Source organism: Terrihabitans aquatilis (genome assembly GCF_052542005.1).
On sequence record NZ_JBOCUO010000001.1, the window covers coordinates 531191 to 543325 of the forward strand.

Annotated in this window: 15 protein-coding genes; 3 read left to right on the plus strand and 12 right to left on the minus strand. The window is 64.1% G+C overall.

Annotated elements, in window-relative coordinates; translation table 11 throughout:
- Positions 1 to 186: 186 nt before the first annotated feature.
- The gene (locus ACQ6S1_RS02690) at positions 187 to 1179 is read left to right on the plus strand and encodes an MBL fold metallo-hydrolase (protein WP_445039609.1); all 993 of its coding nucleotides are present in this window, start codon (positions 187 to 189) and stop codon (positions 1177 to 1179) included.
- Here the strand turns inward: ACQ6S1_RS02690 and cutA are convergent.
- Positions 1176 to 1505: a divalent-cation tolerance protein CutA gene (cutA, locus tag ACQ6S1_RS02695; RefSeq protein WP_445039610.1), complete on the minus strand. Its 330-nt coding sequence runs from the start codon at positions 1503 to 1505 to the stop codon at positions 1176 to 1178. The two genes, ACQ6S1_RS02690 and cutA, sit on opposite strands and share 4 nt — an antisense overlap.
- Before the next feature lie 62 nt (positions 1506 to 1567).
- Here cutA and ACQ6S1_RS02700 point away from each other — a divergent pair, with 62 nt between their 5' ends.
- Positions 1568 to 2422: an NAD kinase gene (locus tag ACQ6S1_RS02700; RefSeq protein ID WP_445039611.1), complete on the plus strand. Its 855-nt coding sequence runs from the start codon at positions 1568 to 1570 to the stop codon at positions 2420 to 2422.
- A 9-nt stretch (positions 2423 to 2431) separates the two neighbouring features.
- On the opposite strand, the gene ACQ6S1_RS02705 is transcribed toward ACQ6S1_RS02700, so the two are convergent.
- From ACQ6S1_RS02705 to ACQ6S1_RS02750, 10 genes are all read right to left on the minus strand, one after another.
- Positions 2432 to 2860: a phage holin family protein gene (locus ACQ6S1_RS02705; protein ID WP_445039612.1), complete on the minus strand. Its 429-nt coding sequence runs from the start codon at positions 2858 to 2860 to the stop codon at positions 2432 to 2434.
- A complete protein-coding gene (locus ACQ6S1_RS02710; protein ID WP_445039613.1) occupies positions 2860 to 3246 on the minus strand; it encodes an ElaB/YgaM/YqjD family protein in 387 nt (128 codons plus the stop codon). The genes ACQ6S1_RS02705 and ACQ6S1_RS02710 overlap by 1 nt, the downstream gene beginning before the upstream one ends.
- Positions 3247 to 3362: 116 nt before the next feature.
- Complete coding sequence (locus ACQ6S1_RS02715) at positions 3363 to 4058, minus strand: glutathione S-transferase N-terminal domain-containing protein (protein WP_445039614.1); 696 nt, start codon at positions 4056 to 4058, stop codon at positions 3363 to 3365.
- Between the two features lie 81 nt (positions 4059 to 4139).
- Positions 4140 to 4874, minus strand: a complete 735-nt coding sequence (locus tag ACQ6S1_RS02720; RefSeq protein WP_445039615.1) for a DUF3750 domain-containing protein — start codon at positions 4872 to 4874, stop codon at positions 4140 to 4142.
- Between the two features lie 39 nt (positions 4875 to 4913).
- Positions 4914 to 6422 (minus strand): ArnT family glycosyltransferase, encoded by a 1509-nt coding sequence (locus ACQ6S1_RS02725; RefSeq protein WP_445039616.1) that lies wholly within the window; start codon positions 6420 to 6422, stop codon positions 4914 to 4916.
- Complete coding sequence (gene gatB / locus ACQ6S1_RS02730) at positions 6419 to 7897, minus strand: Asp-tRNA(Asn)/Glu-tRNA(Gln) amidotransferase subunit GatB (protein ID WP_445040245.1); 1479 nt, start codon at positions 7895 to 7897, stop codon at positions 6419 to 6421. The genes ACQ6S1_RS02725 and gatB overlap by 4 nt, the downstream gene beginning before the upstream one ends.
- A gap of 320 nt (positions 7898 to 8217) precedes the next feature.
- Positions 8218 to 8505, minus strand: a complete 288-nt coding sequence (locus ACQ6S1_RS02735; RefSeq protein ID WP_445039617.1) for a chorismate mutase — start codon at positions 8503 to 8505, stop codon at positions 8218 to 8220.
- Complete coding sequence (gene gatA / locus ACQ6S1_RS02740; RefSeq protein WP_445039618.1) at positions 8502 to 9983, minus strand: Asp-tRNA(Asn)/Glu-tRNA(Gln) amidotransferase subunit GatA; 1482 nt, start codon at positions 9981 to 9983, stop codon at positions 8502 to 8504. Before gatA ends, ACQ6S1_RS02735 begins: the two co-directional genes overlap by 4 nt.
- Positions 9980 to 10267, minus strand: a complete 288-nt coding sequence (gene gatC, locus ACQ6S1_RS02745; protein WP_445039619.1) for an Asp-tRNA(Asn)/Glu-tRNA(Gln) amidotransferase subunit GatC — start codon at positions 10265 to 10267, stop codon at positions 9980 to 9982. Before gatC ends, gatA begins: the two co-directional genes overlap by 4 nt.
- Positions 10268 to 10385: 118 nt before the next feature.
- Entirely contained in the window at positions 10386 to 11081 is a 696-nt protein-coding gene (locus ACQ6S1_RS02750; RefSeq protein ID WP_445039620.1) for a metal-dependent hydrolase, read from the minus strand.
- Between the two features lie 107 nt (positions 11082 to 11188).
- On the opposite strand from ACQ6S1_RS02750, the gene ruvX reads away from it, so the two are divergent.
- Complete coding sequence (ruvX, locus tag ACQ6S1_RS02755) at positions 11189 to 11683, plus strand: Holliday junction resolvase RuvX (protein WP_445040246.1); 495 nt, start codon at positions 11189 to 11191, stop codon at positions 11681 to 11683.
- A gap of 14 nt (positions 11684 to 11697) precedes the next feature.
- Here ruvX and ACQ6S1_RS02760 read toward each other — a convergent pair whose 3' ends face one another.
- Positions 11698 to 12069 carry a hypothetical protein gene (locus ACQ6S1_RS02760; RefSeq protein WP_445039621.1) on the minus strand — a complete coding sequence of 124 codons (372 nt, stop codon included), beginning with the start codon at positions 12067 to 12069 and terminating at the stop codon, positions 11698 to 11700.
- Between the last annotated feature and the right edge of the window lie 66 nt (positions 12070 to 12135).

Below are 12135 nucleotides of genomic sequence, written 5' to 3' on the forward strand. Positions count from 1 at the left end.
GCGCGGACGGGCGAAAAAGTTCCGGTCTCAAGGTCGTTTACGACGGATTCCGGCGCCTCACCGGATGTCGGCGAAAGACTTGCTTGATGTCGGCTGTGCCTCAAACCATCGTGAGGCTCGACCATCGGTCACGCCAATTCATCGATCTCGTTCTATATGGAAGAGGAACACATGGGAGACGCCCGCATGACGAAGGCAACGAGCATTGACCAGGTGACCCGTCGCACGGCCCTTTTCGGCGCCGGTGCCGCTGCGTTGGCCGTTTCCGGGACAAGCGCGCCCGTGCAGGCCGCCTCCCCCGCCGCCGGAAGGCAGGTGCCCGGCATTTCCCGCTACAAGCTCGGCGATTTCGAGCTGATGGCACTGAACGACGGCATCAACAAGATGCCGCTGAAGGACGGATTCGTCAGCAACGCCCCCTTCGATGAGGTGAAGGCGGCAATGCGCGAGGCTTTTCTTCCCGAGGATGAGCTCGGCATCCAGTTCAATCCGCTGTTGATCAACACAGGCCGCAAGCTGGTCCTGATCGATGCAGGCACCGGTGGGCAGCTGGCGCCCACGGCCGGCATGCTGGTCGAGAACATGGAAGTATCAGGCCTCGATCCGAAATCGGTCGACGCGGTCGTGATCTCGCATTTCCATTTCGACCATGTCCTGGGTCTCACGACCAAGGAGGGTGAGCCCGTCTTCCCGAACGCGGAAATCTTCGTGCCGGAACCCGAATGGGCATATTGGATGGACGATGGCGAGATGAGCCGCGCGTCCAGAGCGCGCCTTCCGACGTTCCAGAGGCTGCGCGAGCTGTTCGGGCCCCTCGCGAAAGACATCACCCGCTACAAGCCTGAACAGGAGGTCATCCCGGGAATCGTGGCGCACTCTGCCTTTGGTCACACGCCCGGCCACATGACATTCCGCATCGCCTCGGGCTCCGAGCAGATGATGTCGCTGTCCGATACGACAAATCATCCGGCGCTTTTTGTTCGCAATCCGGGATGGCACGTCACGTTCGACATGGACCCTGCGATGGCAGAGGCCACGCGGCGACGGCTTCTGGACATGGTGGCCGCCGACCGCATGCTCGTCCACGGCTATCATTTCCCCTTCCCGTCGAACGGTCACATTGCCAAGGATGGCGATCGCTTCAGCTTCGTGCCGTCGGTCTGGAGCCCGATCCTTTAGGAGGCGCCCTCCGCCGTCTCGTCTGCAATCCAGCGCGCAAAGGCCGGGTCCACAGCCTTGGCGGCGAAAGCTGTGATGGCCGGGATCTCGTAGGGATGGGTTTCGCGGATGGCGGCAAAGAGCGGCTCGATGCGGGCCTCGACGGTCTTGAGAATCATGACCGCCTCGGTCGCCTTCTCAAGCTGCCCCTCCCACATATAGAGCGAGACCATTCCCGGCAGGATATTGGCGCAGGCGCACAGCCGGGCTTCCACCAGACGACGACCGGCCTCTTCTGCCGCAGCCGCGTCCGGCCATGTGGTATAGACGAGCACCGGATCATCCATGTAAGCCTCCTTGATTACCTCGCAGGATAGCGGGCGTCTCAGAGCTTGAAAGCCGTTCCTGGATGAAGCCACCGTCGCACGAGCAGGCGATCGACCTGATCGAGGGTCTCGCCACAGAGCCGCCGGCCAGCAATGGGCCACGGTTCTCGCGGATCGCCTTCGTCGCGAGCGAGGCCGAGGAGGCGCAGAAGGCCGTCCGCCGTCTGGCCCACCTCTACGGCAACAATCCGCCTGATGAAGCCGACGTTGTCGTGGCGCTCGGCGGTGACGGCATGATGCTGCAATCGCTGCACCGTTTTATGAAACGCGGGATTCCGATCTACGGCATGAACCGGGGCACGGTCGGGTTCCTGATGAATTCCTTCCGCGAGGAAGGCCTGCTGGAGCGGCTGGAGGCCTCGGTCGAAACCGTGGTGCGGCCGCTCGTGATGCATGTGCTCGATATCGAGGGGCATCGGCACTTCGCGCGAGCCATCAACGAGGTGTCGCTTTATCGGCAGACGTTCCAGGCTGCGAAGCTCGAAGTGTGGGTCGACGGTATCATCCGGATGAAGGAGCTGGCCGGAGACGGAGCGCTGGTGGCGACCCCCGCCGGCTCGACCGCCTACAATCATTCGGCCTATGGCCCGATCGTGCCGCTGAGCTCGAAGCTTCTCGCCCTGACGCCGCTGAACCCCTTCCGGCCCAAACGCTGGCGCGGCGCCCTTCTGCCCGATCAGGCCGAGGTGCGTTTTGGCGTGCTCGACCCGATCAAACGACCGGTGTCGGCCGTGGCGGACCACACCGAATTCCGCAATGCGCGCGAAGTGGTCGTCCGTCTCGACCGCGATCATCAGATGGTGATGCTTCACGACCCGGAAAACGGCATGGAAGAACGCATCATCGCCGAGCAGTTCGCGGCGGCACAGCTTCTCTGATCGGCAGGTTCAGGTGCGGCGGCCGAGAACGAGGCCGAGCACCAACGCGCCAACCATCAGGGGCAGAGGCGCGGACGCCGCGGCGCGCGACAATTCGGGCAGCGCCTCGCTCAAGCCGGCATAGGGCGAATAGGACGGCCCGACGACAGGCCGTGCGACCGGGGCTGCCTTGGGGGCCCTGTCGCGCGTGCCGATCCAGATCAGCAGAGCCGCGATGACCAACGCACCGCCGCCCACGCTGGCCGCCGCGCCCGCCGCACCGAGATGCGGCATCAGCGCGATCGCCGCAGCCACCGCCAATGCCGCGAGACCCACGCCGAAGAACACCAGCGCGATGATCCCGAACACCAGGATCACCCCGGCACGCTGTGCCGTCGCGCTGAGTTGCGCCTTGACGCCCTGGAACAGGGCGCCGCTGGCCAGCAGGGTCTTCAGCATCAGCGGCGCCTCAGAAGGCCGATGATGTAGCCGATGCCGAACACGATGCCGATGCTGGCGAGCGGCTTTTCGCGAACGGTGGACGACACGTCGTCCGCGAGCGTGCGAACCTGATCCTCAGCCGTCCGGACGTAATCAAGGCCTTGATCGTAAAGATCGCTGGCCTTCTCGGTCACGAGGCCCTTGGCTTCGGTGGCCTGGGCCGAAACGAGGGCGGATACCGCCTTGCTGAGTCGGATCACATCCTGCCGGAGCGTTTCGAGATCGGCCGCGGCAGTTTCGGTATCACGGGCAAGGTTCTCGGTGTCTGCGTTCGCCTTTGCTTCCGCGATGGCGGCAGCCGCTTTCGCGCTTGCCGGACGTTCAGTGTTCGGAGGCGTGGCCATGAAAATCTCCCGTCAACGTGCCTGCAAACCGCAAGCTTTACGAATTCCAATGATAAACGTTCCTGAAAGGGGTCGGGTTCCACACCCCTCGCCCGCTTTCGGGGTCACCTTGCCTGCTAGCCGAACAACAGCTTCTGGGCTTCCTTGTCGTTGGCAAGATCGAGCGGCGGCGCATCCACCTTGACGGCCAAGCCACGTTCGACAGCCGGGCGTGCTTGCAGCCGCTCCTGCCACGTTCGGAGGTTCGGGAACTGGGCAAGATCTTGCCCCTGCCGCTCCCAGCCCAGCGACCAGCTGAGACAGGACATGTCGGCGATGGAATACTCACCGGCGAGATAATCGCGGTCGGCCAGACGCTTGTTCATCACGCCGTAAAGGCGGTTCACCTCGTTCGTGTAGCGGTCGATCGCATAAGGCACCTTCTCCGGTGCGTAGATGCGGAAATGGTGCGTCTGACCCGCCATCGGTCCGAGACCGCCCATCTGCCAGAACAGCCATTGCTCGACCTCGACACGCGCTCGTTCATCAGACGGATAGAACTGGCCCGTCTTGCGGCCGAGATATTGAAGGATCGCACCGGATTCGAAGACCGAGATCGGTTGTCCGTCGGGCCCCTCGGGATCGATGATGGCCGGCATCCGGTTGTTGGGGGAAATGGCGAGGAAATCCGGCTTGAACTGGTCGCCGGCGCCGATGTTCACGGGAACGATGCTGTAGGGAAGCCCGACCTCCTCCAGCATGATCGTGATCTTGTGGCCGTTCGGAGTCGGCCAGTAGAACAGCTCGATGGGATTTTGCTGGGTCACGGGCATGGTGCGCTCCTTCAGGTTTCGCGCATCGCAATTATGATCGACCGCGCGACGCTTCAATGACGAAGTGCCCGCAAACGTCTATCAGGCTGGCGAAAGCCCGATGCGTCCCCAGCCCGGCAACTTGATGGCGGGGCGGCGGAAATCGACGCCCGCGACAGCGCCGAGGACGTTCAGTTCCACGCCCTCGACCCAGCCGAACGTCAGCCCGGCCATGCCGCCCAGCGAGACCTGAAGGCCCCCGCCGCTCGGTGCGCTTCCTGCGAAGAAACGGCCGCGATAATCCTTTCCGACCGCCGTCGGTAGCAAGGCCGGGGCGAGTTCGGGAACGTGGCTGGCAATGTGGGCGACGAAGGTGTTCGAGTTCGGACCGGGCCACGCTTTGTAGGTGCCGAGCCCCGCAAAGGGGTAATCGGCGATCGCGGACTTGACCCGATCGATCACGGCTTCAGCTTCCGCGCCGCGCAAGGTGAGGAGGACGACGGGCGCATTGCCATACCAATTGCCATCGACGACGCGGACATTGGTTCGGACAGGCGACCCCCAACCCACCACGTCGAAGCGCGTGTAGCGGGGTGCTCCGCTCTCTTTGATGACCACCCAGCTGTGATGGGCGAAGATGCCCTTCCATCCGCCGGTGCGGGCGCCGAGCACGTGCACCACGGCATCCGGCTCGTCGGACGCCTGCGGAAGGAGGCGCGCGGACGACCAATCGGCCGATGACCAGGAATCCGGCCAGCCCTTGTTCCACCACCATGCGGCGTGGGTTGCGAGGGGCAGGATGAAAAGGATGAGAAAGAGGAGGATCACGCGCTTCATGGGATGAGGCCATCAGATGGTGATGCCCCCCGCGTTTCGCTATCCCTGCACGCCATCATCCTCGCAGCCGCGCAGCACCGCCACGTTCAGCGAATAGGTCTGGGCCGAATGCTGATAGGGCGCGGTGAGATGGGCCGGGCGGATTGCTGGAATCGGGCGCCCGCAGATTTCGGCGTAAAGCGTGCCGAGATGAGAGGGTGGCGCATCCTGCCGGCGCCAGGCGAGAAGGATATCGCCGTCCCGATTGAAGGGTCGCAGCGGGCCGTATTGCTCGTCGACCGCAAGGCTCCCGGGAAATTCGAGCTTGAGCTGGCCCGCGATTGTGGTGTGCGAGGCGAGGATCGTGCCGGTGGCGAAGCCCTGTGCCCGTATGGCCATGGCCAGAGCCGGCATCGGTGTGTTGGCGTCCGGCGGCTCACGGTTCGCGCGCGGCCATACGTGAAGTGCGGACAGCATGACCATGGCGACCACGGCAAGTACAGCCGAGGCGACCTGAAGGGCGAGGCCCCCATTTCGGCCCAGCCGATGCCCCGCCCACACCACCAGAACCAGCGGAAGCAGGAACAGCAGCGGGCTCATCCAGCGGTCCTTGAACTCGGTCGTGCCGGTTGGCACTGCCCCGATCAGGAGCATCAAAAGCCCGATGGGGATGATGCGGAGGGCAAACCGGCGGAGTGGATCATGCCTCACAACCATCTCGCCGGAACCCGACGGCCATACCCGCTCAATGCCAAGGCAGAGGGCGAAGATGCCGAGTGGCACGGCGGCGTATTGCAGCGCGCCGGCGAGTACCGCCAAAATCGGCGCGAATGTATAGGCCGCCTCGGCCTTCGCCTCGAATTTATGCGTACGCGCGAGAGCCGCGCCGAGATTGTCCGACACCCACAAAGCGTGCGGCAGAACGACAAGCGCGGCGATGCCCAGGGTCAGCAGCATCATCGGCGACAATATGCGCGGCCGGAGCTCACGCACGGATGCTGCTGCGGCGATCATGGCGAGCGCGCCGAGGCCGAAATTGTATTTCGAGAGCGCGCCAAGACCTATGCAAAGGCCGAGCAGAGCGTAATCGGCGACACGCCCGTCGCGAAGCACACGCACCAGCACAAACAGGGTGATGGCGGCCATCGCCAGCACAATGATGGTGTGCGTCAGCGCGCGCTGCGATTCCCAGGCAAGCTGTGGGATGGTGAACATCGCCCCGGCCGCCATGCGTGCCGGAAGATCGTGGCCGAGCACCATCCTCGCCGCGAGGAAGACGAAGGCGAAGATTGCGAAGAGGAGCAGGTTTTTGACCAACGCCAGCGCGAAAATATTGACGCCGAACAGCTCGAATGCGGCGATCTGCAGGAAATTATAGAGCGGCGGCTGGGTGCCATGCCCCCAGGCTGCCGATTGCGTGGTGACGAGGATTTCCGCCTCGTCCAATCCCAGAGAATGTGCCGTGAGGACACGCAGCAGGATTTGGACGGCGAAATAGCCCGCGAGGAGGACCAGGAACAGGGCGCCGGGCGTGCGGAGTAAACCCGCCCGGCGCCCCTGCCCGCTCATTCCAGACCCAGCTTCGACTTCAGGATCTCGCCCACCGCCTGCGGATTGGCCTTGCCGCCGCTGGCCTTGATGACCTGACCGACGAACCAGCCCAGCATGTTCGGCTTGGCCTTGACCTGCTCGACCTTGTCGGGATTGGCGGCGATGATATCGTCCACCGCCTTCTCGATCGCGCCGGTGTCGGTGACCTGCTTCATGCCACGCGCTTCGACGATCTCGCGCGGCTCGCCGCCTTCCGTCCAGACGATCTCAAAGAGATCCTTGGCGATCTTGCCGGAAATCGTGCCGTCCTTGATAAGGCCGATCAGGCTGCCGAGCTGCGCTGTCGAAACCGGGCTCTGCTCGATGCCGAGTCCTTCCTTGTTGAGGCGGCCGAACAACTCGTTGATGACCCAGTTTGCCGCCAGCTTGGGATCGTTGGCTTTCGCCACGGCCTCGTAGAAATCAGCCGAAGCGCGTTCCCCGACCAGCACGTTGGCATCATAGGCAGAGAGGCCGTATTCGCTCTGGAGGCGGGCCTTCTTTTCGTCCGGCAGTTCAGGCAACGAACCGGACAATTCCTCGATCAGGCCTTCGGGCAATTCGAGCGGCAGGAGATCGGGATCGGGGAAGTAGCGGTAATCGTGGGCCTCCTCCTTGGAGCGCATCGACCGCGTCTCGCCCTTGCCGGGATCGAACAGGCGCGTTTCCTGATCGATCGTGCCGCCGTCTTCCAGGATCTCGATCTGGCGGCGGGCCTCATACTCGATGGCCTGCCCGATGAAGCGGATGGAATTGACGTTCTTGATCTCGCAGCGCGTGCCGAAATCATCGCCCGGGCGGCGCACGGAGACGTTCACGTCGGCGCGCAGATTTCCCTTTTCCATGTCGCCGTCGCAGGTGCCGAGATAGCGCAGAATGGTGCGCAGCTTCGTCACGAAAGCGCGTGCTTCCTCGGATGAGCGCAGATCCGGCCGCGACACGATCTCCATCAGGGCGACGCCGGAACGGTTGAGGTCGACCAGAGAATTGGTCGGGTCCTGATCGTGGATCGACTTGCCGGCGTCCTGCTCCAGATGGAGCCGCTCGATCCCGACCTTCACCTGCCCTTCGGGCATGTCGAGCAGCACCTCGCCCTCACCTACGATGGGGCTCTTGAACTGCGAGATCTGGTAGCCCTGTGGCAGGTCCGGATAGAAATAATTCTTGCGGTCGAAGGTCGAGCGTTCGTTGATCTGTGCCTTCAGGCCGAGGCCCGTCTTGACGGCCTGCCGCACGCATTCGGCATTGATGACCGGAAGCATGCCCGGCAGGGCTGCGTCGACCAGCGAAACGTTGGAGTTCGGCGGGCGGCCGAATTCCGTTGAGGAGCCTGAGAAGAGCTTCGCCTCGGACGTGACCTGGGCATGGATCTCCATGCCGATGACCATTTCCCAATCTCCGGTGGCTCCGGAAATCAGCTTCTTGGGGTCGGCGGGGCGTGAGTGCATGTTCATGTCGGGTCCCCAGCGATCCGTTACGGCGGACGCGAGCAAAGTGGCGGCGATGTGATCCCATTCCTCGGCGAGCGGGTCGGTGCAGCGCGGACGGCGCGCTTGCCCATACCAATATCCGGCATTGTCGAGATCGCCTTCGACGCGGTGAAGATGGGCATGGACCCAGGCGCCGTCCGGCGTGTGATCGGCCTGCGCCTCGGCGTGGGCGCGCTCCCAATCGCCTTTCGCCGCCCACCACAGCGCGATCAGCGGGTGGGAGAGGTCCGATGCCGGCCGTTCGCCGTCGGTGGAGGCCTTGAAGCCTGCGAGATCGGGAAGGCTCATGTGCCGAGATGCCCTTCTTCGTAGCGAACCGTCCACGCGATGATCTCGCGATACAATTGCTCCACGAGATCATCCGGCGCGCCGATGGTCTGCGCATGGCCCCGCACGTGGCCGATCACGTCGTCCACCCGCTCAGGAAGCAGTGCCGGGATACCGTGCTCCTTTTTCAGGACCACGACGCGTTCGACGATTTTGAGGCGCCGCGCCAGCAGCCCGACGAGTTCCTCGTCCAAGGCATCGATCTCGGTCCGGATGGACGCGAGAACTTCCCGATCCGCGCTCACCGCCACCAGACCTCGGGCTTCGGAGCCGGGCCGGCCGCATCCTCGATGGCCTGACCGAGGGCGAACAGGGTTTCCTCGTCGAACGGACGGCCGATCAGCTGCAGGCCGAGCGGTAGCCCTTCCGAGGACAGGCCGGCTGGAACGGAGATGCCCGGCAGGCCCGCCATGTTCACCGTCACCGTGAAGATGTCGTTGAGGTACATCTCAACCGGATCCGCCTCGCTCTTCGAACCGATGGCGAAGGCCGGCGACGGTGTGGTCGGCGTCAGCACCGCGTCCACACCCGCCTCGAAAGCGAGATCGAAATCGCGCTTGATGAGGGTGCGCACCTTCTGGGCACGCAGGTAATAGGCGTCGTAATAGCCGGCAGACAGCACGTAGGTGCCGATCATGATGCGGCGCTTCACTTCCGAGCCGAAACCCGCGGCGCGGGTGTTCTCGTACATCTCGGTGACGTCGCGGCCCGGCACGCGGGCGCCGTAGCGAACGCCGTCATAGCGCGCGAGGTTCGACGAGGCCTCGGCCGGAGCCACGATGTAATAGGCCGGAAGCGCATATTTCGTGTGCGGCAGCGAGATTTCGACGATCTTGGCACCCGCGGCGCGCAGCCAATCCGCCCCCTGCTGCCAGAGCTGCTCGATGGCCGGGGGCATGCCTTCCACCCGGTATTCCTTCGGCACACCGATGCGCAGCCCCTTCACCGAACGGCCGACGGCCGCTTCATAATCCGGCACCGCAATATCGACAGACGTTGAGTCCTTGGGATCGTGCCCCGCCATCGAGCGCATCAGGATGGCCGTGTCGCGGACATTGCGCGCGAACGGGCCGGCCTGGTCGAGCGACGAGGCGAAGGCAACGATGCCCCAGCGCGAGCAGCGGCCATAAGTCGGCTTGATGCCGACGATGCCGGTGAAGGCTGCCGGCTGGCGGATAGAGCCGCCGGTGTCGGTGCCGGTGGCGCCAAGGCACAGACGTGCCGCGACGGCTGCGGACGAGCCGCCGGACGAACCGCCGGGCACGAGATTCTCGCTCGAACCTTTGGCGCGCCATGGATTGATGACATCGCCGAACGCCGACGTCTCGTTGGACGAGCCCATGGCGAATTCATCGTTGTTCAGCTTGCCGAGCATGACGGCGCCGTCGCGCCAGAGCTGGCTGGACACGGTGGATTCGTAGGTCGGGACGAACTCGCCGAGGATTTTCGAACAGGCCGTGGTGCGAACACCCTCGGTCGCGAACATGTCCTTCACGCCGAGCGGAATGCCTTCCAGAGCACCGCCCTCGCCCTTCGCAAGACGCTCATCCGAGGCGCGCGCCATGTCGAGCGCCTTTTCCGGCGTCTCCAGAACATAGGCGTTCAATGGGCGGGCGGCTTCCACCGCGTCGATGTGCGCCTGTGCGAGCTCGGTCGCGGTGAACGACTTGGCCTTGAGACCGTCGCGCGCCTCGGCCAGGGAGAGGTCGATCAGCTCGCTCATTCCACCACCTTCGGCACCACGAAGAAATCGCCCTGACGCACCGGCGCGTTCGCCAGCACACGCTCCGGATCGCCACCGGCGGTGACCTCGTCCACGCGCATCGGGATCTTGACCGGCGTCACGCTCGTCAGGGGCTCGACACCCTCGACATCGACTTCGGACAATTCCTCGACGAACGACAGGATGGCGTTCAGCTCACCCGCCAGATGCGTCACCTCGTCGTCCTTCACCGCGATGCGGGCAAGCTTCGCCACGCGCCGGACTGTGGTCTCGTCGACCGCCATGCAGATTTCCGTTCCGATTCAACAGACACTGATTTCAGGAGGCGGATTAGCACCTGCCGCCTCGCCTCTCAACCGTTCGGCTGCGCGGCGGAGCGTGCACAGGCCGCAGGCACGCGGTTCAAGCCTCGAAAGGCTTCCCCTTTTCCGGCACCACGACCTTCGTGCCGGGCTTCGTCACCTGGTCGACGAAGCTGTCGGCGTTGGGAGCCAAAAGGCCGAACGTGGCGTAATGGCACGGCACGACGACATCGAAGTCGAAGAAATTGTTGACCGCATAGGCCGCTGTGCGCGCACCCATGGTGAACCGGTCGCCGATCGGCACGAAGCCGATCTTCGGCTGGTAAAGCTCGTTGATGAGCTTCATGTCGCCAAAGATGCCCGTGTCGCCGAGATGGTAGACCGTAGGTTCGCCCGGTGCTTCCACGATGATGCCGTTGGGGTGGCCGAGCTGGGCCCACACGCCGTCGACCATCTCGCCCGACGAGTGAAACGCCTGCGTCAGCGTGACGGTGAAGCCGTCGAGCTCGATCGAGCCGCCGGTGTTCATCGGCTCGACCTTTTGGACGCCCTGCTCTCCCAGCCAGCTCACGAGCTCGAAATTCGAGACCACGACCGCGCCGGTCTGTTTCTCGATCTCGACCGTGTCGCCCACATGGTCCGAATGGCCGTGCGTCAGGAGAATGTGCGTCACGCCGCGAACGACCTCCGCCATATCACCCTCATAGCCCGAGCCGGTGATGAAGGGATCGAACAGGATGCCGACATCGCCGAACTGCAGCTTGAAGGCGGAATGGCCATACCAGGTGACCTGCATGCGGATGCTCCCTTTTGACGGGGCGGAAGGTAATGCCCGGCCCCGCCGGGTCAACCGTGCATGAGATCGCCGGAGACGCCCGCACCGGTCCGTGCTATCGCCGCACGATGCCAGCACCCATTCTCACCGTCGATGAACTCGCGACGCGCCTGCCCGTTCGCGGCTCCCTGTTCGGCCTCGACCTCGGCACCAAGACAATCGGGATCGCGGCCTCGGAGGACACGCGGCGCGTAGCGGCCCCGCTTGTCACTCTGGCGAAGGGCAAATTCACGGCGGACGCGCAGAAACTGCTGGGCCTTGCGGCGGAACGGCGGATTGCGGCCTTCGTGCTGGGGCTGCCAATCAATATGGACGGCAGCGAAGGTCCGCGCGCGCAGGCAAGCCGGGCGTTCGCCCGCAATCTCTCGAACATCACCGAGATCCCGATCGCGCTTTGGGACGAGCGGTTGTCCACGGTGGCGGCCGAACGCATGCTGATCGAGCAGGACGTCAGCCGCGCCCGCCGGGCGGCGGTGATCGACCAGCACGCGGCGGCCTTCATTCTTCAGGGAGCGCTGGATCGCCTGCGGACGCTGGAATGCCAAAAAGAAAGGGCGCCGTAGCGCCCCTTCCGGAATCAATAGCCGTAATAATAGCGGCGCGGCGGCGGATAATAATACCGAGGCGCGTCGTAATAGCGGTACACCCTGCGGGGCGGTGGCGCGTAATCGTAATAATCGTCGTAATAATAATCACGATCGCGGGCCGCGGCAGCGCCGGCGATCAGGCCAAGCGTGCCGATGGCTACACCTGCGCCAATAGCACCGTTGCGATAATGGCGGTGACGGTGCCGATGACGGACATCCACCACGTCGCTTGCGGCCTGTCCGGCCTGAGCGACCGCAGACGCCCCGCCGCTGAACGCCGGAGCGGCCTGTGCGGACGCACCGGCCGCCGTCAACAGGGCAAGGCCCATGATCACCGAACGCATCTTGATGTTAAAAGCCATGATCGGCCTCTTCCGTTGTGAAGCAAGCCGGCATCCGCCGGACTTTGAGGGAAAAACGCCGGAGAC

Coding starts and splice junctions, on each gene's coding strand:
- ACQ6S1_RS02705 (WP_445039612.1), bottom strand. CDS start 2,860: ATGCTGAAGACCCTGCTGGCCAGCGGCGCCCTGTTCCAGGGCGTCAAG.
- ACQ6S1_RS02700 (WP_445039611.1), top strand. CDS start 1,568: ATGAAGCCACCGTCGCACGAGCAGGCGATCGACCTGATCGAGGGTCTC.
- ACQ6S1_RS02725 (WP_445039616.1), bottom strand. CDS start 6,422: ATGAGCGGGCAGGGGCGCCGGGCGGGTTTACTCCGCACGCCCGGCGCC.
- ACQ6S1_RS02715 (WP_445039614.1), bottom strand. CDS start 4,058: ATGCCCGTGACCCAGCAAAATCCCATCGAGCTGTTCTACTGGCCGACT.
- ruvX (WP_445040246.1), top strand. CDS start 11,189: ATGCCAGCACCCATTCTCACCGTCGATGAACTCGCGACGCGCCTGCCC.
- cutA (WP_445039610.1), bottom strand. CDS start 1,505: ATGGATGATCCGGTGCTCGTCTATACCACATGGCCGGACGCGGCTGCG.
- ACQ6S1_RS02710 (WP_445039613.1), bottom strand. CDS start 3,246: ATGGCCACGCCTCCGAACACTGAACGTCCGGCAAGCGCGAAAGCGGCT.
- ACQ6S1_RS02760 (WP_445039621.1), bottom strand. CDS start 12,069: ATGGCTTTTAACATCAAGATGCGTTCGGTGATCATGGGCCTTGCCCTG.
- gatC (WP_445039619.1), bottom strand. CDS start 10,267: ATGGCGGTCGACGAGACCACAGTCCGGCGCGTGGCGAAGCTTGCCCGC.
- gatA (WP_445039618.1), bottom strand. CDS start 9,983: ATGAGCGAGCTGATCGACCTCTCCCTGGCCGAGGCGCGCGACGGTCTC.
- ACQ6S1_RS02720 (WP_445039615.1), bottom strand. CDS start 4,874: ATGAAGCGCGTGATCCTCCTCTTTCTCATCCTTTTCATCCTGCCCCTC.
- ACQ6S1_RS02690 (WP_445039609.1), top strand. CDS start 187: ATGACGAAGGCAACGAGCATTGACCAGGTGACCCGTCGCACGGCCCTT.
- ACQ6S1_RS02750 (WP_445039620.1), bottom strand. CDS start 11,081: ATGCAGGTCACCTGGTATGGCCATTCCGCCTTCAAGCTGCAGTTCGGC.
- gatB (WP_445040245.1), bottom strand. CDS start 7,897: ATGAACATGCACTCACGCCCCGCCGACCCCAAGAAGCTGATTTCCGGA.